The sequence below is a fragment of the Anabaena sp. AL09 genome (genome assembly GCF_001672255.1).
GTDB lineage: Bacteria > Cyanobacteriota > Cyanobacteriia > Cyanobacteriales > Nostocaceae > Dolichospermum > Dolichospermum lemmermannii.
On record NZ_LJOQ01000071.1, the window covers coordinates 17,628 to 39,731 of the forward strand.

The window sequence follows — 22,104 nt, forward strand, 5'->3', positions numbered from 1 at the left end:
TTTTCAATTTCTAGCAACTTCTAAATATAGATTTTGCTCCCGCAGGAGAATTTGTGTAGACGATTTTCGAGGCTTGTTTGGAGGATGAATTTTGCCCAATAACTCCACGTCCCAACCTTTTTGGCCAATGTATTGCCATTTCCACATCATTCATGTTTAACTCCATCTTGGCCATTGTGCCACAGTCCCTATTCTGAAATTTTCTGTGTTTGTCCATGAAAAAACTCTTAGGATTAGTATTATTTAATTTTTTATTCACCTCCTCAGTTGCATTAGCACAAGAACCACTTTTAGTAGTTTTTCCCCCGACAAACTACCAAACCAGCACAGAAAAAATATTTTTTATCGGTACAGCGCCCCCCGACGGGCAAGTTTTAATTAATGGTAAGCTCGTTAACCGTAGCAAAGCCGGGCATTTTTCCCCCAGTTTTCCCTTACAGTTAGGAGAAAATATATTTAAAGTTCGTTACCAAAATCAAGAACGAGAGATTAAGATCATCAGGGTGTCCACTCAACCTGAGTTACCCCAAGGGTTAGGCTTTGCTAAGGATTCCTTGACTCCTGCTGTCGATATTGCCAGATTACCAGGAGAATTAATTTGTTTTAGTGCAGTTGCACCACCTCAAGCTACTGTCTCGGTTAATCTGGTAAATCAAAATATTGCCCTTTTACCCCAGCCTTCACTTGCACAATTACCTCCAAATTCAAGTGTTTTGACGGGGTTAAATCAGCCTAATCTTTCTAGTCTTACCAAATACCAAGGTTGTACAACAGTCGCAAATGCTGCTGATTTAGGAAAACCTCAATTTAATTTACAACTGAATGATCAAAGAATAACTCAAACTGGTTTAGGAAAAATCGAAATTCTCGCGCCCACACAATTAGGAGTTGCGGAAATTGCATCAGAATCAGGCGTTACTCGCACGGGACCTAGTACCGATTATTCACGACTGACACCATTGCCAAAGGGAACTATGGCAAGTGTTATGGGAAAAGAAGGTGAATGGTTGCGCTTAGACTATGGGGCTTGGATTAATAGTAAGGAGACTAAAATTATATCAGGTGCGGTTGCACCACAGACAGTGATTCGGAGTGTCGGCTATCGGCAATTGGCTGAAGCAACAGAGATGCGTTTTCCCTTAGAAACTGCTGTTCCCGTGAGTGTAGAACAGGGAAATAACTCCTTTATTCTCACCCTCTACAATACCACTGCTCAAACAGACACAATTCGTCTAGATGATGACCACCTAATTTCTCGCCTAGATTGGCAACAGGTAAGCCCCACACAGGTCAAATATACTTTTAACCTCAAAAAGCTCCAACAGTGGGGCTATAAGCTGAGGTATGACAATACAACTTTGGTTTTAACTTTACGTCATCCACCCCAGCTTAAAAATAGTAAACGCCTACCTTTATCTGGCATCAAAATTGTACTTGATCCAGGACATGGAGGTAAAGAATCTGGTGCGAGTGGACCAACTGGGTATTTAGAAAAAGATGTGAACTTGATAATTTCTCAATTGCTGCGAGATGAGTTGGTGAAGCGCGGTGCTAAGGTGGTGATGACGAGGGAAGATGATCGAGATGTGTCTTTGGGGGAACGTCAGACGATAATTAATAAACAAGAACCTGCGATCGCTCTTTCCATTCATCATAACTCTTTACCGGATAATGGTGATGCGGAAAAAACCAAAGGCTTTGGTACTTTTTGGTATCATCCTCAATCACACAGCCTCGCAGTATTTTTACAAAATTACGTAGTCAAAAAACTCGGTAAACCTTACTACGGTGTGTTTTGGAATAATTTAGCCCTGACTCGTCCTAGTGCTGCACCGGCGGTATTATTGGAATTGGGTTTTATGAGTAGTCCTGATGAATTTGAAGAGATAGTTAATCCTCAAGCACAGAAGAAAATGGCTAATACTTTAGCTGACGGGATAACTAAGTGGTTTAAAACTGTGAAAGAATAAGAATCAGATCCCCGACTTCTCTAAGAAGTCGGGGATCTAAATATCACTAAGTTTCAAAATGTCGGCGAAAACGGTTGTCAATGTTATTAGTTTTTTGTTGATTACAAATTAAGCACAGAGTTTGTAAGTTACTAATATCGTTTTTTCCCCCACGAGATAAGGGGATAATATGATCAATGCTGAGTTGAGTTTCTTGGGAGATTTTACCGCAGCTTTGACATTGATATTTATCTCTTTGGAAAACGTAGTTTCTGACTTCTTGAGGTATGGGGATTCGTGGGGTTTTGTTCATGTTTTGGTTTCGCGCAAAGGCGCTAAGGAGCAAAGGCGCAAAGGTAAGAGTTATGGTGTAGTATCGTTTATCATCCTTCGTAAATCATCAAGGGGTGATTCTGGTTCTTTGATTTCTTCAATTTCTGGTTCGTCAGGACAAAATTCTAGAGTAACTTTGATTTTCATTTTTCCTTTTTGCCATTCTCCAGAATTAAATTTGAGAATTTCACATTCTATTCCCTGCTGAAAAAATTTAGAATAACCATAGGAATAGAATCTACCACCACTTATATATCCACCTGGATCTATATCTACTCCATAAGATTTTAATTTTTCACGAAGTACATCAGCTAAATCACCAGAAAATGCCGTTTCTAATTTTTCCTTTAATTTAGAAACTTTAAATACATTATCCTTGAATGATAAAGCTTCATGTGGGTTACAATTTTCTAACTTAAAATTATCTTCCATCTCTTTCTTCCTTTGCGTCTTTGCTTCTTTGCGACTTTGCGCGAAACCTCAAAATTAGGTGAACACAGAAAAATCCTGCATTCACCCCAAACATTATACCTCTTCTTCCCCAATTATCGGCAGTAAATGTTCATATAACTGCATCGCTTGTAAACAGCCATTAATTCCCGCAACTGCTGTATTATATTCCTGAATCTTCTCCTGAACCTGACTCAACAAACGTTGATTATTAGCAATTTTCTCCTCAGCTTCTTGTTGTAAAGTCTTCTCTAAATAACCCCGCGCATGAGTATATTGTTGTAATATCTCATCTGCTTGTTTTTCCCCCATTGGTAATAACTGAGTTTTGATAGTTTGGTTGATAGTTTGACGGAAGGATTTACGAATAGTATCAGAAACTTTCGGTTCAAAATCTAACTTCAATAATTGTCTAATTGCAGGTTCAGCTTCAATTACACTTCCTGCGTCGTAAGCTTGGGAAGTTTGTTCTAATACTTGTCGAAATTGATAGATAGAAAATGTGCCTTCGTTGTAAAATCTAGGACTTTCTCTGACAAATCTATCGCACTCCACTCTAGCAGCACTAATTAAAGCTTGGGAAACCCGTTCTTCTATGACTTTTACCTGTAATTCTATTCCTCCATCATTCCCTAGTAAGCGATATAATTGACGGTAATATTCTGATTTTCTAATCTTTTCCATTACCTGTTGAAATAGATTAGCAACAACTTGTTGACAAGACTCTATAAAAATGTCTTCTAACTCATTTGATAGATAATAAAAAGCCTCTACTAAAATAGCTAATAAAGGTGCAGTTGCATTGCGGGGATGACTCAAAGTAGCGCGACGGTAAGCATCAGCTACAGAAAAGGTATCTAATAATTCATCAAGACGACGAATCATCCGTGATTGTAATTGTCGAAAATCTGCTTCAAAGTCTTCGCAGTTATTATTAATAATCTTGTTGATTTCATCATTAATATGCTGATTAAATTCTCTTCCAACTTGCTGGAGTTGCTGATTTAATTTTTGCAACTCATATTCTTTCATACTCTCGATCTCTCGCGGTTGACTATCTAAATTAATTTGCACACTTTGATAGTGTTTTTTGAGTTTGATACAAATATCTTCTAAATCATCTGCGAGATTTTTGAATAATTGGGGACGTTTCTCTTCTGTGAGATAGCGAGTAATTGATGTGCGAAATTCTTCAATTCCACTATCTTGAATGAGTTGATTAATTAACGGTGTTCCCTGCTCGCTTAAAATTCTCACATAGTTGTGATTAGAAGTTTCATAATTATGGAGAGAAATTCTAAATTGACTGGGAGAAAGTTTACCTGAAGCAACGCAGTAGCGATTAAATTCATTGACAAATTGTGGTGTTTCTTCTCTACTATCTAAACCTTTAACACTTTCTGCAAAAATCGAATCTAATCCAAATCTATCCTGTATGGTTGTTTTTTTTAGTTGACTTCCATAAAATCCTAACAAACCACTGGTTTTATAAACTCTGTTAGTATCTCGAAATTGACTGTTAATTAAATCTTCTAAACGTTGTCTAAGTTGATTATTGTACCAAGTTTCATCAATGCGATTAAAGATATAAAAAACCCTATCTCTAATCCCTGCATTTTCCCGCATTATTTCTAATAGTTCGGTTTCTTCTTTCGTCATATCTCCTGCTGACGCAGGTTTGAGAACACAAACTACTGCTGAGGTATCTGAATGTTGAATTTTTTGATATGTTAATTGTGCATCTTTTTCTACTGGTGCATCAATTCCTGGTGTGTCTATAATGACGTTACCATCTTCCAAAAGCGGATGATAACAATAATACTCAATTCGTTTCAAAACGGCGCTATTACTACCTCTGCGTGCATATCCTGCGGCTTCTTTAAGGTTAGTAAAATTAAACTGTTCCATCGAGTATGTCGCATTATTGATTGTATTAATGCGATCTCGATTTGTGACATATCCTTCTAATAGCAAAATTAATGCTTTTGCTTGTTTTGCACGTTCTGATTTACTTTCTCCTCCCTCTTGTTGAATAATTGCTGTACAACCTTGATGCAATAAATCAACTACATCCTGTTTATTGATATTTTCTACAGTATTAAATCCCAATTGTTGACATAAAAAAACCGCTTGTTCACGAATTTCTGCTTCACTCAAAAAGGTTAAAACAACTCTTTCTGAATCTGCTGGTGCATATTCAATTTTGCATTCTGTACCAGTTGCGTGTCCTTCTGCACTATATAATAATTCTCTCTCCAAAAGTGCATTAATCAACATTGATTTACCCGCACTAAAAGCACCCGCAAACACAATTTCAAACTTGGGAGAAATCGCTTTATCCAAAGAAATTTGCACAGATGTAATATCTTGAGAACGCAAAGCTGCTTCTTGCTGTAGAAGTTGGAGAATAGATTCAACTTGTGCTTGCAATTGCTGACAGTGGGGAGCTAAACTTGACATATAAAGTAGTAAACAAGGTGCATAAATATTGTAATACTACTTATCGTAGTTTAGCTACATCATCCCCAATGCACTACGAGTCACACCTAATTGGTTTTGTAGCTTCAATTTTTGCCAAAGTTAAGAACTTATTTTAAGTAAGCATTCAGCTATCAGTCGTCAGCAGTCAGCTAAAACTGGATTTTAGGGGTTTTGAAATAGGAAAACTGACATCAGTAATTAATATTCAGAATGCTTATCAATTCAACTCTTGCTGATAGCTGATAGCTGACGGCTGAATGCTTATTATTTTAAAATGTAGGTTTACCCAGGTTTAGTTATCTGGAGTGGTACGACAAAAATTGGCACCCTAATTACTTAAATTGTCAAGCAATAAAGAGTTTAAAACTAATAACTTAGCATCATCAGTAGGTAACTCTAAATAGTGATAATTCTTGTAATTTATATCATTCCCTAAATCAAGAAAGTCTAAACGTTTATAAAAATTTTCTGCTGTTTTCACAGAATGTAAACCTATCTTACCTTCAAATCCTAAGTGAATACTAAATATAGCTGCGAATGTTATTAAAGTTGTACCTATTCCTTTATACTTAGGTGAATTGTTAATATCTGGGCGATTCCAAGGTGCTACAGTTAGTATAGCCACGTAAACTAAATTTTCACCCCGTTCTAACATTGACGGACGACCAGGAAGTAACCCAATTATACCTTGGGCAACTAAATTATATTCCAATACATAGAATTTTAAGGATGGTTTCTCATGTAAATATTTGCTAAATTCTAAATCTTTGTCCCAGCATTTATTCTTGTTAAGTTCAGGTTTCCAATATAATTCTATCTCTTCAAGATGCTTCTGAGATAAAGGCAAAATTTTTGCATCAACATATTTATCTTCAGAACATTGGAAAATTTTTAAGTTTTCTTTCATCACTTCAATACCATTTATCTCAGTAAAGCTTTAACTTATGTTTGAATTTAATGGTGCTAGTACGCTATTACTGATATGGAAATTAGTTAACAGTGACTGTAAATATCGTAATAATATTTATCATTATTAATCTAATTCATCCCCAACGCACCACGAGTCACACCTAATTGGTTTTGTAGTTTCAATTCTCTCCAAAGTTGCGAACCGATGATTTCTCCTTGAAGTAATTTTTGATAGCTTTGTATTGTTTTTTGCACTTGTTCCGGTGTCTCATTGACAAATTCAACCCGTAAATACTGTAAACCCAATCCTATTAACCGTTGCACGTATTCTGCTCCAGTTTGTGCAGTAGCGTTATATACTGTATTTCTACATCCTGCGTCTGCTTTAAGAATGTGTTCACTACCTACCCTATCTCTAATAGTAACAGCTTGTGTGTCGCAAGGTCTACCACAATTGGTGTAATCTGTTCCGTCAGATAGAAAAGCGCAAAATACACAATGTTCCATGTGAAACATGGGTATATGTTGATGTACTGTCACTTCAAAATTTTGCGCTGGATAATGTGTGATTAGATCTTCGAGTTGATTAATATTTAAGTCGTAAGATGCTGTTAATCGTTCTAAATTAAAGCGTTGTTGAAAATAATCTGCGGTTAAAGGGTTAGCAATATTTAAGGAAAAATCACCAACACATCTTTCTGTGGCAAAATATTCTAATTGATCATAATTTCTAATTAAATAACCATCAGCTTGGGAAGCAAGAACTTGGTTTAAAATCCAGGTTTCTCCAGGTTTAGTTATCCGAGGTGGTGCGACAAAAATACTAATTTCTTCCTGTTTTGATTCTCGGACTATTTTTACTGCTTCTTTATAATTGCGAGGATCTTCAAATTCACAATATATGGTTTTGATATCTGCTGTTAATACTACTTTTAATTGTTCGATATTTCTCACCAAAACAATCAGGGAAGGAAAACCAGGAATTGGTGTAGATTTAGAACTAATTAGATCTTGCCATTTTCCCTGATGATTTAATTCCCAAAGTTTTGGTCTACTTCTTAATTCCTCTAATTTACTAACTATCTCCCGACGCATTCGATTTAACTCACTCACGGGTAACATAATATTACCGTTGAGATTATTTATAAAAGTGTCTAAATGAAAAGGTGTATTTCCTAAACGTCCAAATTGTTCTTTTAATCTTTCTGTAGAGAGGGGTTTTGTATGGGCTTCTGCTATTAATATTTCTGATTCTACTTGAACTATATTCCAAGATTGATCACGGGATATAGCTATTAATTTTTCACCAATTTCTCCATGGACTTCTATATTAATTGGTCTGGTAAATTGGGGATGTTCCCCAGTATAACTTTGACGAATTTGTTTATCTAATTCTGGATCATTTGTTTTCCAAACTTTATCACCTATGTGAATACTATGGAAATTTAAATCATTTCTACCAAAGGTTAATATTACATCTCGACCATTGGGAATAACTGCATATATTCTTCCTCCTTCTTCTCTCCTTTCAGGATGTCCACAATCAAAAACAATTCCATCTCCCGGTTTAACAGGTGCTTCTAATTTCACTGTGATTTCTGCATTTCTAATTCGGGTAACTTCTCCCAAATAAACACCCCGTTTTTTGCCAAATCTCCCATGCACTAATTCTTGATTATTAATTCCCTCAAACCAACCTGTATATAGTCCGCGAGAAAATGCCATTTCTAACTTATATTGGTCTTTCTTTGAACTAGAAAATGTTTCTATATTTGTTTCTAATAGTTGATTTAATGCTTGACGATAAACGCGAGTCACGTTAGCAACATATTCTGGTGCTTTCAAACGTCCTTCAATTTTTAAGGAAGTAACTCCAGATTTAATTAACTCTGGTAAAACTTCTAAACCAGCTAAATCTTGAGGACTTAATAAATATTTGCGATCGCCTAAATTAATAACTTCTCCATCTGCAATTAAATCATAAGGCATTCTGCAAGCTTGAGCGCATTCTCCCCGATTTGCAGAACGTCCTCCCAATGCTTCGCTGGTTAAACATTGTCCAGAATATGCGACGCACAAAGCACCATGAACGAAAACTTCTAAAGGTAAGGAAGTGTTTTTTTGAGATATTTGTTGTTGAATTTTATTAATTTCCGAAATCGAACATTCCCGCGCTAAAACTACCAGTTGACAACCCAAAGATTTAGCAAATTCTACCCCCGCAGCACTGGTAATAGTCATCTGCGTTGAAGCGTGAATCGGAAAGTCAGGGGAAAGATGACGAATCAGCCGACAAATACCCACGTCTTGCACGATGACAGCATCAACACCCGCAGAAATGATAGTTTTGAGGTATTGCTGTGCTTCTGTTAGTTCTTGGGGAAAAATCAGGGTATTCAGAGTGATATAACCTTTCACACCCCGCAGGTGCAGAAATTCCATCAATTCGGGTAAGTCTGCTGCTGTGAAATTCTCAGCCCGCATTCTCGCGTTAAACTTTTCTAAACCAAAGTAAATCGCATCCGCACCATTTTCTACTGCTGCTTGAGCGCATTCCCAGTTACCCGCAGGTGCTAGGAGTTCGGGGATTTTGAGGGTAGGGGTGGAGATGCTTGTCATTTTGGTTAAGTAGAGGTTAGTCAGTTTATAGATTGTATCTAAATTGGGGGGTGGTTGTGGGAAAATAACGCAGCTATAAAATTTGATGAATACTCTCAACAACCTGCTCAATAAAATCTACTGCATCATTAACCATTGATTCATCTATAAGCCAGCGATTTCCTAAGCCATAAGTAGGATCTATATCTGCTTCATGAGTAATTTGATTTCGGCGTTTTACAATTTCCTGTAGGTCTTGTTTTATATTCTTTTGAGCTTCCTGTGTAGTATTTCCTCTCATTTTATTAGTAACTCTCTCCCACAATTTTATATTTGATATCAACTTAATAGCATCGGCGATTTTATCTGGTTCTTGAAAACTTTTATAACTCAGACTTTCTCTAATTTCAGCTTCTAACCATGAATTATTATTTAATCTATTTAAAATAGTGTTGGAAATAATAGGAATTAAACTGGAAATATTATGAGACTGCTGTAAAAAGTCATCTCCATAACTCTGCTGTATTTCACTCTCTATCCATGAGCCGATATCTATAGCAACTTTTCTATCTTGATTGGCGCTACCCAGCGCAACTTTAAACTTTGCAAAAGCTGATTGAGTCGCATTATCCCTAAATGATGGTTCTGGTCTTGTTCCTCGATGTATTTCCAACATTCCCAAAGTTACAACTTCATGAATGTAGTAATCTAATGCACTTACAGTCAGAACTAAAGCTGCCCTAAGAATATCCGATAAATCCAAAGCAGTAGTCGCTTGAGCTTTAATAGAGTTATGCAGAGAAATTAAATCCCGAACACGCTGAATACTAATACGAAATTGATCAAGGGCTGACTGCATAACTCGATGATAGTTCAATAATTTTATCTGCTAAATCGGAAAAAGTTGTTTTAAATTCTTCCTGCTTTTTTTCATTATTTTCTTTTACTATGCCTTGCAGGTTTAATTGTTCCAGCCTAAGTGCATAAACTGGTGTAGCGTGTTTTTGTGATAGAGCAATTAAACTATTAAAGTCAGAAATTTTGGTCATCGTAAAACTACCATTCATACCCTGTTCAGGATAAACTTGATTAGGTAATAATAAATTATTTTTCTCCAGAACCGGTTTTAACTTATTCGTAACTGTATTCTCTACTTTTTCTATCCATGTTTGAAATGCTTTTGTTTCTTTACCATTCCTAATTCTATAATTTTGAACTATAGTTCCTAAAAATTTCAACTTAAATTGAGGAAATGGATAAGTAGCTTCCTTTAATATGGGGTTTGCGCTGGCCATTCTTGCCCAAGCACACCATTTTGGTAATATTCTAGATAGAGAATCAATTGCCATCACAGAAAAGAAATCAGCAGTCGTAGGTACTAAGAAAAAGTCACTTGTCACCAGTAAGTTTTGATTGATAGATCCTAAACTTGGACTCATATCAATTAAAATGTAGTCAGCATTAAATTTATTAGCAGTCTTTTCCAAAAGATCAGAAATTGCACCGGGCAAATTTTTGAGTGTGTGAATTGAACCACTTAGTTCTTGGGCAATACCTAATGTTACTTCGTATTCACCAAAGCCCACATGACCAGGTAACAAAAATAGACCTTCTTGACCTTCTATCTGAATACAATCTACAGCTTCAATAGCTCGTGGTTGTGACTCAAAAGCAGGAGCTAACCCACTCTTAATATTAGAATGTCTGTTGTAAATGGTTTCTATTCTTGCCTCATCGTCTTCTGTTTCTTCTTTTAGAGCCATCCCTGTAAGATTACATTGGGGATCTGTATCTACAAGGATTACTCTCTTCCCCTTTGAGGCAAGCATCCAACCTAAGTTAAAAGTAGTGGTGGTTTTGCTAACACCACCTTTGTGATTAAATAAGGCAATTTTTTGAACCATTGTAATTATTTTTATAAGGGTATTTTTGAAGAGTATATTATAATTATAGCAATTTTCAAATCAGTGAGGTACACCTTTACTTTTTTTGGCTACAGTATTGCAAAACATCAGCGATTTTCTCTAGTTCTTGAAAACTTTTATAATCTCTATATATCTTTAGACAGAAATAATGCAGAAAATTGCAGTTGGTAGTCGCAGTTACAGTTACTGGGGATCATCGGGTGTTAGCTTTACTGATGTAATGTAAAATTGTGGCGCAAATAAGCTCCTCAGCAGTTATGGCTCAGATATTAGATCCTCTACCACCAGAGCATTCGGGGAAGATTCTCTGTTGCTACGTCAATGCTACGAGTAAGATCCAGGTGACTCGTATCTCCAATATTCCCAATTGGTATTTTGAAAGGGTTGTATTTCCCGGACAAAGGCTGGTGTTTGAAGTTCTTCCAGAAGCACAAATGGAAGTTCATACTGGGATGATGGCCAGTGCTATTATATCAGATACGATTCCGTGCAATACCCTGATTATCCATGAACCTAGCAATGATCAGATAGAAGAGAACTCATCTCCAAGCATAAATTCTGGTAATGGTAATCCGATCAGGTCGGAAAATAATAAAAAAATTCTAGATACGACAAAATCTTTACAGAAATGTCCGGTAAGCGTAAAGCTCATTGATTAAAGAATCTCAGTGTCAAAAGACTCTGAGAGTGTCAAAAGCCGTTGAATTGGCATCTATTGATTAAAAACACAATACTGCTAAACATTAGGGTTGCAGCAATTCAGCAACCTTTTTTATTTGGGGTGGACTAATTAGGGCTTGCTAACATATCTTGTTTTTATTAGTTTGTAAAATTAAGCTATTTTTGGTACATAAAATAAGTAGCCTACTTGACACTCCCCGGTCTAAAGACACGGGGATTCTTGGTTCAACGAGACCACTTAAACCAGACTCCTTGCGTTATCTAGTCCAAGACATTAACCCCTAAAAATCCTAAAAATTTTTAGGGGTTAATTCCGGGGTTTTCAGCCTATTTTCTTATAATTGTCCTTTATCCCATCCGTGACATCAAACAAGCGTGAGTGCTAAACGTCTGCCAGAAACTACTGCTTATGTGAAAATTACCCGCCAATCTTGGCCACAAGGCTTTCTTGAAGGTGAAGTTAGCGCCGGTAATTTTCAGTGGCATTTCCAGTGGCATTTCCGCCGGGGAGAACTTTCTGTAAAGCCTTCCCAAGGTCGTGCTTTAATCAAAGAACCTCTAGGGCGGTTTTTAGAACAACAGGACTATCAGTTAGAACCTGGGGGGGATTATGCTTTTACAATTCGGGCTGAATTGTAAATTAGTTGTCAGTTAGTCGGTTGAGATATCGTTCAATCAGGAGAATGGCTACAATGTCATCTATTGGCCTGGGCGGTTGACGCAAACCCTTGGGTAATAGTTTGATGATGCCTTGGGGTGGATACATCTGCCAGTAGCGATCGCGTGCCTGTAAAGTGGAATAACGTTCATCAACCAAAATGATATTGGTGGGTTTACTTAATTCTTGATTAAGTTGCTGTTTCCACTTTTTAGCTGTTGTTTGATCTCCCATGACAATTAAGGACACTGGGAATCTTTGCAGTTGTGTTTCAATATTAGCGATCGCCTCATTTGCCAATACAACTTGATGATAGAATATTTGCCTATCCAATCCCATCACGGCAATCCCACATTTATCACGACCAGGATCAAATCCTAAAATTACAGGTTGTGTATTAGTCATTGGTCAGTTGTCATTGGTCATTGGTCATTGGTCATTGGTCATTGGTCATTGGTCATTGGTCATTGGTCATTGGTCATTGGTCATTGGTCATTGGTCATTGATTGGTCAGTTGTTATGGGTAAATTAATTCTTTTTCCCTATTACCTATTACCTATTACCTATTACCTATTACCTATTACCTATTACCTATTACCTCACGTACTAAAAAGAATTTGTCCATTCAAAATGGCTACTAATTTGACTCTCAACGGACCCACAGTATAAGTATTTCCTGCGGCTACGGCTTTAATTTCTACTTCCTGTTCCGTCTGCTGTAGTTGGGTAACAAAGCGCAGAAAAGTGCCTTCTATTTGGACACTTTCGACAATTCCCGCGTTCCGGGCGCGAAATTGAGAAGCGGAAATTAGTAAATCTAGGCGTTGACGCATTTGTTCAGATGTCATATTTTTTAAATCCGCTGTAGTACTAGCCAGCACTTCACCTGATGAAAATACGAGTTGATTTCTCGCTGCGTCTGCAAAGAATTCTATTTGCTTTTCACCTCTGACATAATTACCTGCGGAGAAAATTCGCACTACATATTCTCGACCATCTTTAATTTGTGCAATTAACTGCTCAACTTTATCTTTGGTAACACGGAGTATCTCTTTATTTACTGGTGTACCACCAGGTTCAGTTAACTGAATATTGGCATTGCGGTTAGCTTCCTGGAGAATTTGCATAATTGCCTGATGTGCCGCATCAGGCTTGTCCACAGTAATTAACCCTGCGGCTATTACTTGACCTTTCACTAAAGCTAGTTTACCCAAGCGGAGGTCACGGTAGGACTGATAGTATTTTTCTAGTCTGGCTACTTCCTGCTCTAAAAATTGTTGTTGTTTCTCTAATTCTTTCAAGCGAGATTCTCTAGTAATAATAACTTCTTCCCGCTGTTTAATTTCGAGATTACGATTTTGAATAAGTTTATCTAATTTAGTAATTTTGCGATCGCGTTTTTCAATCACCGTCTTTGCTTCATCAATAGCTTCTTTAGCTTGGGCGTATAATCTTTTTCGTTCCGTTTTTAACTCTTCCACCGCCGTTTGTAATGTTTGTCGCTGATTGTAAAGAGTTTGTAATTCATTTCTAGCTTGTTGATACTGAATCACAATTCCACCAAGACGACTTTGAGTTTGATTAAGTCGGGTTTGAGTTTTAGCTTGCTGGTTCAGAGTGCGATTGAGTTGGGCTTGTGTAGCCTTTTGTTTAGTATTTGCCGCCTGTAATGATTTATTAATTTTCTGTAATTCTTGTTGCGCCTGACTTTGTTCTTGTCTGGCTTGATTTAACTCACTCTCTACCTGGCTTTTTTGCGCCTCTGCGGTTTTTAGTTGTTCCCGCTTGTTCCCCAAATCTCTTTGAATATCCTCTAACTCAAATACGCCCTTTCGCAATCCGCCATCAGCCGCAAATAGGATTGCCAAAGTTGATGCAGAAATTAGACCACCTGTAAAAATAGTGACAATTACAGCAGTTTTTTTCGGACGTAAATTAAAAAGTGAGAGACGGGCTTTGCCAACTCGTGTGCCGATGCGATCGCCCACGGTGGCAATTACGCCTCCCAAAATGAGAATTGCTGCAATCAGAATGTAACCGGTGGTCATTTTTAGCTACCGTAATGCTGACTGATCCAGCCTACTATGTTTAACCATTGTCTGTGGGTAAATGGAGTTAGGCAAAAGTAGAAATTATCCAATTTTGAGATCTTCCTCCAAATTAACGGTTGAATCTCTACGGTAGTTGTTCTGCTTGGACAGATCCCAAGACCGCACTACCTCAACAATAGAACCCGTGCCAACTCCATTCCCCCATAATTTCTAAGTAAATTGCTTACTTAAAGCAACAGGTTTATGCACAGTAATCTTCTTTTTATGGATTGTAATCATTTTCTTCTCGCGTAAATCTCCCAGCAGTCTAGTGACTGTCACGCGAGTAGAGCCAATTGCTTCAGCGATCGCCTGATGGGATAACTTCAGATCAATGGTAATGCCATCAGCGCAAGGAACGCCAAAATCTCGACAAAGAATTAACAAGAAACTAATTAACCTTGAACCCATATCCCGGTGAGCAAGAGTTTCAATCATCATCTCCGTCTGAAGAATCCGCGAAGAAAGACCTCGCAGCATTAACATGGATAATTCTGGATTTTCCTTCAGTGCCTGTTCGACTTGTTCAATTGGGGCTGAAAGTAATTCTACAGTGGTAAATGCCACTGCATGATAAAATCGATCAGACTTATTCCCTGTCAGCAACGACAGCACGCCAAAAACGCTATTCTCCCTGAGCAGAGCTACCGTTATTTCTTCTCCTGCCTCATAGACTCTCGACAGTTTTACAGCACCCTTGAGAAGAAAATAAACTCGTTCGGCAGGATCTCCCGGAAAGAAGATCGTCTTATTCCGTTCAAATGTTTCCACAACTGGAGGAAAAGCCCCCGTTGCCATTTGACGAAAAACATTTGCTAGGGCTTTATCTTGTGTCACTATCATTTTCTCCCTTCCCCTACCCAATGCCAGAAAAACAAAAACTAATTACCTAAGAATACACCTGAAAAATCAATAGATCATCATTAAATTTTCTGTTTTTTCCTATACTCAAACGCGGAATTCCTAGTTTTTCGTTTATAATGATACATAATTGTTGTTCCGGTTAGCTAGTAATTATTGATAAGTAGTTTCACTAATTATAGTCTATAGGTTTTGCCTCTAAAAATTGCCAATTTCTTGAGAATTTTTGTGAACATGGTCATGGTTTTTTGGGGGCTTACTGCTTATGCTTGGAGTATTTTGGAAAATCTCTAGCCCAACACAGTCAAACTAGACTCAGATTCTAGTATGCTCCTAATGATGAATTACATTAGCAATGTTTATGCTGAATCTATCTGGAAAAAATGCCCTAGTTACAGGTATTGCCAACAACCGTTCTATCGCTTGGGGAATTGCCCAACAACTGCACAAAGCCGGGGCTAATTTGGGCATTACCTACTTGCCAGATGACAAGGGTAAAATGGAAAAAAAAGTTTCTGAATTGGTAGAACCGCTCAGTCCTAGCCTATTTTTGCCCTGCAATGTTGAAAATGACGAGCAAATTCAATCTACTTTTGAAACCATCCGGCAAGAATGGGGGAAAATAGATATTTTAGTGCATTGTTTAGCCTTTGCAAAAAAAGAAGATTTGACTGGAGGTTTTAGTCAAACTTCTCGTTCTGGTTTCAATACAGCTTTGGAAGTTAGCACTTATTCACTTGTACAGTTAAGCGGTGCAGCCAAACCTTTGATGACTCAAGGCGGAAGTATTATTACTCTTACATATTTAGGAGCAGTTAGAGCAATTCCTAACTATAATGTCATGGGTGTGGCTAAAGCTGGTTTAGAAGCCAGTGTTCGTTACTTGGCCGCAGAACTCGGTCCTGAAAATATTCGCGTCAATGGCATTTCTGCAGGTCCCATTCGCACCTTAGCATCTTCAGCCGTGGGTGGTATTCTAGATATGATTCATCATGTTGAAAAAGTCGCCCCTCTCCGTCGCACCGTTACTCAATTAGAAGTAGGTAATACTGCGGCTTTCTTGTGCAGTGATTTAGCCAGCGGTATTACTGGACAAATCCTGTATGTAGATGCAGGTTATGAAATTATGGGAATGTAGGGAATGTAGGGAATGTGGGGGATGTGGGGGATGTGGGGGATGTGGGGGATGTGGGGGATGTGGGGGATGTGGGGGATGTGGGGGATGTAGGGAGAAAGAATTTTTCCAATGACAACTGACAACTGACAACTGACAACTGACAACTAACAACTGTACGGGCGAAGCATTTGGAGAACTATTTTTGGCAATGACCGACAATTTATCTTCCAAATGCTTCGCCCCTACTAACAACTGACAACTGTACGGGCGAAGCATTTGGAGAACTATTTTTGGCAATGACCGATAATTAATTTATCTTCCAAATGCTTCGCCCCTACTGACAACTGACAACTGACAACTAACAACTGACAAATGACTAACAAACAAACTTCTCGGATAGCTTCAGTTCACCGCACTACTGGGGAAACAGATATTTATGTTACTATCAATCTTGATGGTACAGGGATATGTAAAGTTTCTACAGGTATTCCTTTTTTAGATCATATGCTCCATCAAATTGCTTCCCATGGGCTTTTTGATTTGGATATTCAAGCTCAAGGTGATTGGGAAATTGATGATCACCACACTAACGAAGATGTGGGAATTACTTTAGGACAGGCTTTATTTCAAGCTTTGGGGAATAAAAAGGGAATTGTCCGCTTTGGGAATTTTCTTGCACCTCTAGATGAAGCTTTGGTACAAGTTGCTTTAGACTTTTCTGGTAGACCGCATCTTAGTTATGGTTTAGAAATTCCTACTCAACGGGTGGGAACTTATGATACCCAGCTAGTGCGGGAGTTTTTTGTGGCGTTGGTGAATCATAGCCAAATGACGTTACATATTCGCCAATTGGATGGAATTAATTCCCATCATATTATTGAAGCTACATTCAAAGCCTTTGCTAGAGCAATACGAATGGCGGTGGAAATTGATTCCCGGCGAGCAGAAACAATTCCTAGTTCCAAAGGTGTGTTTTGACACTCCCCGGTCTAAAGACACAGGGATTCTTGGTTCAACGAGACCACTTAAACTAGACTCCTTGCGTTATCCAGCCCAGAGGTGGGACTCTCCTCAAGCGTTAACTTTCGGTCTGCCCGACCGTAGTTGCATTGCTGCAAGTCCTGTTTAACTAGAAACGATTTGTTTCAAAATTCTGATTCGTCTAGCTCCTATAAATCTTTTACCTACTGCGAGGAGGAAACTAGAACAATGCAATAGAACCGCATAGATTTAATTGTCAAGGTACAGATTACCATTAGGCAGTTAGGTTTTTAGACAGGTTGATTACCTTTCCTGTTGATTGAGATTATAACATCAAATATAATCAATTTTTGACATACTCACCGACCTGAAGGTGCGGGGAAACACTTGACACTTCGCCAGAACACGCCACAAGTGGTCTTATCGTCCCTCCATGTCCGTTTAAAGTCTCCCAATGCCCTATGGCGACTATGACCAAATTTTAACATAAAGTTTCGGTCACTGGGGGATAAATCCCCAGAAGGCTTTCATTCCCGGCTTAAAAGACATCAACACCTAAAAAATTTTGGGATTTTTAGGTGTCAATTATGGGGTTTTCACCCTGTTTTCTTATAAAAATCCTCAGCATCGGTTAATCTGTAGTTAGCTCTAAATAGTCAGTAGTTGGTAGTTTCATCCCCATGAATTCTGTTGTAGACAACCCCGATTATCAAGAAAATCCCTCAGATCAACAACCCGTACCCGTAGTCCAGACTTTTGGATTGCGAAAGGTCTATCGCACGGGATTTTGGCTCAATCAAAAAGTTGTATCGCTCAAAAACTGTTCTTTACAAGTGTACCCAGGAGAAACCTTTGGTTTGTTGGGTCCCAATGGTGCGGGTAAAACCACGCTGTTAAAATTGTTGCTGGGAATTATTCGCCCTACATCTGGACGGGGCTTATTGTTAGGTAAACCCATAGGCGATCGCTCTGTCAAGCAGCATATTGGCTACCTCCCAGAAAATTCCTATTTATATGAATATCTGAGCGGTTGGGAATTTTTGCAGTTGACAGCGGGTTTATTTCAAATTCCCCAAAAGTTACAACGTCAACGCATTCCCCAATTGTTGGAATTAGTGGGGTTATCTCAAGCTGATGCTCGCAAAAAGCAAATGCGGCGTTATTCTAAAGGGATGCTTCAGCGTGTGGGAATGGCACAAGCTTTAATTAATAATCCAGATTTGGTGTTTTTGGATGAACCCATGTCTGGACTTGATCCTCTGGGACGTTACCAAATGCGAGAAATTATTCTTTCGCTGAAAGCATCTGGTAAAACCATATTTTTTAATAGTCATGTGTTGAGTGAAGTTGAACAAATTTGCGATCGCGTGGCTATTCTTGCTCAAGGAGAATTAATCTGTTGCGGTTCTCTCAATGAACTTTTAGGCAACCAAAACACATATCATGTTAAAGGTCAAGGTGGAGATGGGGAAATCTTGAAAAAATGGATAGGTAATTTAGAATTTCGGGCTGATGGTTATTGGCACGGTATACTCCAAGAAGATTATTATGATTTTCTGTCTAGTCTGAGGTTAATGGGCGGAAAAATCACGGCTATGAACCTATCGCGTCAATCTCTGGAAGAGTTTTTTATTCACCAAATTCAAGGCCGGAATCATCCCCTTAATTAGTATAAATAGACAAAAAACAAGAGGAATAGATCAGCTACAAGTAGTAATTTTATTCCTAGAAATACTACTATATTTACTACTTATTTAGTAAAAAAGTATGTATGTAATCGGTGCTACTCTTTCTGTAAGAATTCAGGAATCAATATATTGAAGATCTTATGAAAATCATCAAGCATAATAGTGAAACTCTTAGTTATTCTGCATTCTGGATCTGGAAACAAAAACAGAAAGAAAGCAACAGATAAAAAAGAAAGTTCACTGGATATATAGCTAAATTTCCCATCAAGTTATGAGTTCTACATTTTAATAATCGTTTATTAGAAAATATGGTTATACCGCTCCCCTTACGGAGAATAATATTAATTTAATTTTTGTAGGTTGAATAGTAAGAGTTGTTGTTGGGTAACATACGTCAACCCAACCGACAATAAATGTTGTTTTACATAAAGGGAACGGTAGAGCCGAAAATATTGAGAATATAGAATCAAAAATTGTTATTAATTTTGAAAATTAACTTACAGAAATCAGCTAAAATTGTTCTTAACGTTATGGAAGATTTAAAATCAATATCCCCAAAGAACAAATTATTATGTCCGGAAAACTAAAGATCTATTAGAAAATAAAATTGTTGAGTGACTATGATTCTTCAGTATACTCGATGTTAAAATGTTTCAGAATAACTGTAAATATCGTCATTTTCAATTCTTAGGTAAATATGCTTAATAAAGATTTGTGTAAATTTCTCACCCATTCAACTATGGGTTTAGCATTGTTAACAACAATGAATATCGCTTTACCATCCGTGAGTTTAGCTCAAAAACAGCCAGTAAAATCAACATCCAGCATAGCTACAGATTATTTATTGGGCGGCGGCGATCGCATCCGTGTTAATGTATTTGAAGTACCAGAATATACAGGTGAATATCAAGTCCCTCCCGGTGGTTCAATTAATATGCCTTTAATTGGCAGTATCCCTGTTTCGGGACTAACCACAGAACAAGCTGCTGATACAATCGCCAGAAAATATGCTCGCTTTCTCAAACGTCCCCTGATTTCCGTCAACTTATTATCACCACGTCCTATTAATGTGTTTGTTGCGGGAGAGGTAACAAGACCAGGTGCTTATACCCTCAGCTTAGAAGGAGGAGCAGGGAATAACCCCGGTGTCCAATATCCAACGGTATTAGCTGCCCTTACCAGCGCCCAAGGTGTGACACTGGCAGCAGATGTGACTCAAGTACAATTACGCCGCAAGGTAGGACGTTCTGGAGAGCAGACAGTCTCCTTGGACTTAAAGGAATTAACGCAAACAGGCAGAATATCCCAAGAGATTACTTTACGAGATGGAGATACCATCGTTGTCCCCACAGCTACCAGTTTGAATGTGGCTGAAGCCCGAAATTTATTTGCAGCTAACTTTGCTGCCAGTCAAACTTCACCGCGTACAGTGGTCGTAATTGGTCAAGTTTATCGTCCTGGTTCTTATCTTGTTAGTCCTGGGAATACAGAACCTAGTGGTTCTGCTGGTTCTGCTGCTGGTGGTGGTTTACCCACTGTAATGCGAAGTTTACAACTAGCAGGGGGAATTACATCCCTAGCTGATGTGCGAAAGATTAAACTACGCCGTCCTACCCGCAGTGGTACAGAACAATCTATAGATATTAACCTATGGAAATTACTGCAAAATGGTGATATCAATCAAGACATTGTGGTGCAGGATGGAGATACAATTGTTATTCCTACAGCCACAGATATTAACACTGCGGAAGCTACACAATTGGCCACTACTACTCTGTCACCAACGACTATTGAAGTGGGTGTAGTGGGTGAAGTCAAAAGACCAGGAGCAGTTAAACTACAACCGAATAGTTCTTTAAATCAGGCATTATTAGCGGCTGGTGGTTTCAATGATAGTAGAGCTAGTACAGGAAGTGTAGAGTTGATTCGCCTCAACTCCAATGGTACTGTTAGTAAACGTCCAGTTAAGGTGGATTTAGCTAAAGGAATTAACGAAGAAACCAATCCTATCCTTCGCAACAATGATGTTGTCGTGGTTGATCGCAACGGTTTAACCAAAACTGGTGATAGAGTTAATACTGTAGCTGGTCCTCTAGGTACTATTTTGGGGATTATCAGATTATTCACTGGATTTTAGATATCTGGTGAGAATTAAATGTACGTGACTTGAAACCCTTGTAGAGACGTTCCATGGAACGTCTCTACGATCTTTTTTGGAGATGTCTATTATACATCTGAGTTTATTTTTTCAGCAATTCATCATTAGAGGTGTAGCGATCGCCTATAATGCGATCGCAGGTTTATCATTTTATAGTTACTGATTGGGAAATTACGCACTTAACCCATTATAATTTACTGCAAGCTATAACCCTAATAATCAATTCTGCCCAAAGCTGAAGGAGGAGAATAATTCAATGGACCCAATAATTTTTATCATATTTTTAGCTCTAGTAGGTTATGCCTTGGCATCTGCAAAGATGGTAAATCAAGGGAATGTGGCCTTAGTTGAACGTTTGGGGCGGTATCATCGCAAACTTAATCCGGGAATCAGCTTTATCGTTCCTATTCTTGATCAGATTGTGATGGAGGATACAACCAGAGAGCAGTTGTTAGATATTAAGCCCCAAAATGTCATTACTAAAGACGGAGTTTACTTAGAAGTTGATGCAATTCTTTACTGGCGGATCAAAGATATTGAGAAAAGTTTTTATGCCATTGATGATTTACAACAGGCTCTGTCCAACTTAGCCACAACTACCCTCCGGGAAAATATCGCTCAAAATTCTTTAGAGGATACTAATATGTCTAGAGACGAGATAGACCGAAGCATATTAGGCGTATTAAATTCAATTACAGCCGCTTGGGGAATTGAAATTATCCGTTTAGATATTCAGAGCATCACTCCACCGGAAAGTGTCCGCAAGTCAATGGAAGCTCAACAAAACGCACAAATTAAGAAAAAGTCAGCTATAGAAGCCGCAGAAGGGGAGCGACAAGCGGCAGTTAAACGAGCGGAAGGAACTAGAACATCTATAGAAATAATTTCAGAAGCCTTGCGGAATCATCCTGAAAGTAAGGATATTTTAAGGTATCTTGTTGCCCAAGATTATGTAGATGCTAGTCAAAAATTAGGTGAAAGCAATAATGCCAAAATTGTCTTTGTAGATCCTGCTAACTCAACAGAAATGTTTCAGGAATTGATTTCTGATTCAGTACAAGAAAATCATGGTAAAGGCAATGGTAACGGTAATGGCAAAGGTAACGGTAACGGTAACGGTAATGGACTTAATTAGGGTTTTAAACTGTTCGGCAATTTCTACCCATAACTAGCCTTATGTTACGGAACGTCCATATAATTAACTTAGTCAAGCAACGGAATTAAT

The 22,104-nt window shown here is 38.1% G+C and carries 20 protein-coding genes; 8 read left to right on the top strand and 12 right to left on the bottom strand.

Annotation, left to right across the window (positions count from 1 at the left end; all coding sequences use genetic code 11):
* Positions 1 to 10: 10 nt before the first annotated feature.
* Positions 11 to 217 (bottom strand): hypothetical protein, encoded by a 207-nt coding sequence (locus AN490_RS13645; protein ID WP_300004158.1) that lies wholly within the window; start codon positions 215 to 217, stop codon positions 11 to 13.
* Between AN490_RS13645 and AN490_RS13650 the strand changes: the two genes are divergently transcribed.
* Positions 216 to 1,970 (top strand): N-acetylmuramoyl-L-alanine amidase, encoded by a 1,755-nt coding sequence (locus tag AN490_RS13650; RefSeq protein ID WP_300004161.1) that lies wholly within the window; start codon positions 216 to 218, stop codon positions 1,968 to 1,970. The two genes, AN490_RS13645 and AN490_RS13650, sit on opposite strands and share 2 nt — an antisense overlap.
* Positions 1,971 to 2,016: 46 nt before the next feature.
* On the opposite strand, the gene AN490_RS13655 is transcribed toward AN490_RS13650, so the two are convergent.
* The 7 genes from AN490_RS13655 to AN490_RS13685 form a co-directional block, all read right to left on the bottom strand.
* Complete coding sequence (locus AN490_RS13655; RefSeq protein WP_300004164.1) at positions 2,017 to 2,262, bottom strand: HNH endonuclease; 246 nt, start codon at positions 2,260 to 2,262, stop codon at positions 2,017 to 2,019.
* Positions 2,263 to 2,312: 50 nt separating this feature from the next.
* The gene (locus AN490_RS13660) at positions 2,313 to 2,714 is read right to left on the bottom strand and encodes a KGK domain-containing protein (RefSeq protein ID WP_300004167.1); all 402 of its coding nucleotides are present in this window, start codon (positions 2,712 to 2,714) and stop codon (positions 2,313 to 2,315) included.
* Between the two features lie 93 nt (positions 2,715 to 2,807).
* Entirely contained in the window at positions 2,808 to 5,192 is a 2,385-nt protein-coding gene (locus tag AN490_RS13665) for a dynamin family protein (protein ID WP_300004170.1), read from the bottom strand.
* A gap of 349 nt (positions 5,193 to 5,541) precedes the next feature.
* The gene (locus AN490_RS13670; protein WP_300004173.1) at positions 5,542 to 6,120 is read right to left on the bottom strand and encodes a GNAT family N-acetyltransferase; all 579 of its coding nucleotides are present in this window, start codon (positions 6,118 to 6,120) and stop codon (positions 5,542 to 5,544) included.
* A 131-nt stretch (positions 6,121 to 6,251) separates the two neighbouring features.
* Positions 6,252 to 8,741 (bottom strand): U32 family peptidase, encoded by a 2,490-nt coding sequence (locus tag AN490_RS13675; protein ID WP_300004176.1) that lies wholly within the window; start codon positions 8,739 to 8,741, stop codon positions 6,252 to 6,254.
* 73 nt (positions 8,742 to 8,814) lie between these two features.
* Complete coding sequence (locus tag AN490_RS13680) at positions 8,815 to 9,579, bottom strand: HEPN domain-containing protein (RefSeq protein WP_300004178.1); 765 nt, start codon at positions 9,577 to 9,579, stop codon at positions 8,815 to 8,817.
* Positions 9,563 to 10,624 (bottom strand): AAA family ATPase, encoded by a 1,062-nt coding sequence (locus AN490_RS13685; protein WP_300004181.1) that lies wholly within the window; start codon positions 10,622 to 10,624, stop codon positions 9,563 to 9,565. Before AN490_RS13685 ends, AN490_RS13680 begins: the two co-directional genes overlap by 17 nt.
* 278 nt (positions 10,625 to 10,902) lie before the next feature.
* Between AN490_RS13685 and AN490_RS13690 the strand changes: the two genes are divergently transcribed.
* A complete protein-coding gene (locus tag AN490_RS13690) occupies positions 10,903 to 11,304 on the top strand; it encodes a DUF1830 domain-containing protein (RefSeq protein WP_168695435.1) in 402 nt (133 codons plus the stop codon).
* A 397-nt stretch (positions 11,305 to 11,701) separates the two neighbouring features.
* Positions 11,702 to 11,965: a DUF3146 family protein gene (locus AN490_RS13695; RefSeq protein WP_168695434.1), complete on the top strand. Its 264-nt coding sequence runs from the start codon at positions 11,702 to 11,704 to the stop codon at positions 11,963 to 11,965.
* 1 nt (position 11,966) lies between these two features.
* Here the strand turns inward: AN490_RS13695 and AN490_RS13700 are convergent, their stop codons facing one another.
* The 3 genes from AN490_RS13700 to ntcA all read right to left on the bottom strand — a co-directional run bounded on the left by AN490_RS13700 (position 11,967) and on the right by ntcA (position 14,917).
* Positions 11,967 to 12,389, bottom strand: coding sequence for a pre-16S rRNA-processing nuclease YqgF (locus tag AN490_RS13700; RefSeq protein WP_300004186.1), 423 nt, complete (start codon positions 12,387 to 12,389; stop codon positions 11,967 to 11,969).
* A 194-nt stretch (positions 12,390 to 12,583) separates the two neighbouring features.
* The gene (locus AN490_RS13705) at positions 12,584 to 14,032 is read right to left on the bottom strand and encodes a DUF3084 domain-containing protein (RefSeq protein ID WP_300004189.1); all 1,449 of its coding nucleotides are present in this window, start codon (positions 14,030 to 14,032) and stop codon (positions 12,584 to 12,586) included.
* A 213-nt stretch (positions 14,033 to 14,245) separates the two neighbouring features.
* Entirely contained in the window at positions 14,246 to 14,917 is a 672-nt protein-coding gene (ntcA, locus tag AN490_RS13710) for a global nitrogen regulator NtcA (RefSeq protein WP_015080072.1), read from the bottom strand.
* Between the two features lie 379 nt (positions 14,918 to 15,296).
* Between ntcA and fabI the strand changes: the two genes are divergently transcribed.
* On the top strand, positions 15,297 to 16,073 hold the full coding sequence (gene fabI / locus AN490_RS13715) for an enoyl-ACP reductase FabI (protein WP_148764322.1): 777 nt from the start codon (positions 15,297 to 15,299) through the stop codon (positions 16,071 to 16,073).
* Here fabI and AN490_RS13720 read toward each other — a convergent pair.
* Complete coding sequence (locus AN490_RS13720) at positions 16,008 to 16,328, bottom strand: hypothetical protein (protein WP_300004194.1); 321 nt, start codon at positions 16,326 to 16,328, stop codon at positions 16,008 to 16,010. The genes fabI and AN490_RS13720 overlap by 66 nt on opposite strands.
* Before the next feature lie 96 nt (positions 16,329 to 16,424).
* Here AN490_RS13720 and hisB point away from each other — a divergent pair, with 96 nt between their 5' ends.
* The 4 genes from hisB to AN490_RS13740 all read left to right on the top strand — a co-directional run bounded on the left by hisB (position 16,425) and on the right by AN490_RS13740 (position 22,014).
* Positions 16,425 to 17,030 (top strand): imidazoleglycerol-phosphate dehydratase HisB, encoded by a 606-nt coding sequence (gene hisB / locus AN490_RS13725; protein ID WP_300004197.1) that lies wholly within the window; start codon positions 16,425 to 16,427, stop codon positions 17,028 to 17,030.
* A 683-nt stretch (positions 17,031 to 17,713) separates the two neighbouring features.
* Positions 17,714 to 18,703, top strand: coding sequence for an ABC transporter ATP-binding protein (locus AN490_RS13730; protein ID WP_300004200.1), 990 nt, complete (start codon positions 17,714 to 17,716; stop codon positions 18,701 to 18,703).
* A 715-nt stretch (positions 18,704 to 19,418) separates the two neighbouring features.
* Entirely contained in the window at positions 19,419 to 20,858 is a 1,440-nt protein-coding gene (locus AN490_RS13735; protein ID WP_300004202.1) for a polysaccharide biosynthesis/export family protein, read from the top strand.
* A gap of 277 nt (positions 20,859 to 21,135) precedes the next feature.
* Positions 21,136 to 22,014: an SPFH domain-containing protein gene (locus AN490_RS13740; RefSeq protein WP_300004205.1), complete on the top strand. Its 879-nt coding sequence runs from the start codon at positions 21,136 to 21,138 to the stop codon at positions 22,012 to 22,014.
* Positions 22,015 to 22,104: the final 90 nt, after the last annotated feature.

What these genes read in the sequence shown, in the direction of transcription:
- AN490_RS13675 (WP_300004176.1), bottom strand. Translation starts at nt 8,741, where the DNA reads ATGACAAGCATCTCCACCCCTACCCTCAAAATCCCCGAACTCCTAGCA.
- AN490_RS13645 (WP_300004158.1), bottom strand. Translation starts at nt 217, where the DNA reads ATGGACAAACACAGAAAATTTCAGAATAGGGACTGTGGCACAATGGCC.
- AN490_RS13685 (WP_300004181.1), bottom strand. Translation starts at nt 10,624, where the DNA reads ATGGTTCAAAAAATTGCCTTATTTAATCACAAAGGTGGTGTTAGCAAA.
- AN490_RS13730 (WP_300004200.1), top strand. Translation starts at nt 17,714, where the DNA reads ATGAATTCTGTTGTAGACAACCCCGATTATCAAGAAAATCCCTCAGAT.
- AN490_RS13720 (WP_300004194.1), bottom strand. Translation starts at nt 16,328, where the DNA reads ATGCTTCGCCCGTACAGTTGTCAGTTGTTAGTAGGGGCGAAGCATTTG.
- ntcA (WP_015080072.1), bottom strand. Translation starts at nt 14,917, where the DNA reads ATGATAGTGACACAAGATAAAGCCCTAGCAAATGTTTTTCGTCAAATG.
- AN490_RS13655 (WP_300004164.1), bottom strand. Translation starts at nt 2,262, where the DNA reads ATGAACAAAACCCCACGAATCCCCATACCTCAAGAAGTCAGAAACTAC.
- AN490_RS13740 (WP_300004205.1), top strand. Translation starts at nt 21,136, where the DNA reads ATGGACCCAATAATTTTTATCATATTTTTAGCTCTAGTAGGTTATGCC.
- AN490_RS13705 (WP_300004189.1), bottom strand. Translation starts at nt 14,032, where the DNA reads ATGACCACCGGTTACATTCTGATTGCAGCAATTCTCATTTTGGGAGGC.
- AN490_RS13650 (WP_300004161.1), top strand. Translation starts at nt 216, where the DNA reads ATGAAAAAACTCTTAGGATTAGTATTATTTAATTTTTTATTCACCTCC.
- AN490_RS13670 (WP_300004173.1), bottom strand. Translation starts at nt 6,120, where the DNA reads ATGAAAGAAAACTTAAAAATTTTCCAATGTTCTGAAGATAAATATGTT.
- AN490_RS13735 (WP_300004202.1), top strand. Translation starts at nt 19,419, where the DNA reads ATGCTTAATAAAGATTTGTGTAAATTTCTCACCCATTCAACTATGGGT.
- AN490_RS13700 (WP_300004186.1), bottom strand. Translation starts at nt 12,389, where the DNA reads ATGACTAATACACAACCTGTAATTTTAGGATTTGATCCTGGTCGTGAT.
- AN490_RS13660 (WP_300004167.1), bottom strand. Translation starts at nt 2,714, where the DNA reads ATGGAAGATAATTTTAAGTTAGAAAATTGTAACCCACATGAAGCTTTA.
- fabI (WP_148764322.1), top strand. Translation starts at nt 15,297, where the DNA reads ATGCTGAATCTATCTGGAAAAAATGCCCTAGTTACAGGTATTGCCAAC.
- AN490_RS13690 (WP_168695435.1), top strand. Translation starts at nt 10,903, where the DNA reads ATGGCTCAGATATTAGATCCTCTACCACCAGAGCATTCGGGGAAGATT.
- AN490_RS13665 (WP_300004170.1), bottom strand. Translation starts at nt 5,192, where the DNA reads ATGTCAAGTTTAGCTCCCCACTGTCAGCAATTGCAAGCACAAGTTGAA.
- hisB (WP_300004197.1), top strand. Translation starts at nt 16,425, where the DNA reads ATGACTAACAAACAAACTTCTCGGATAGCTTCAGTTCACCGCACTACT.
- AN490_RS13680 (WP_300004178.1), bottom strand. Translation starts at nt 9,579, where the DNA reads ATGCAGTCAGCCCTTGATCAATTTCGTATTAGTATTCAGCGTGTTCGG.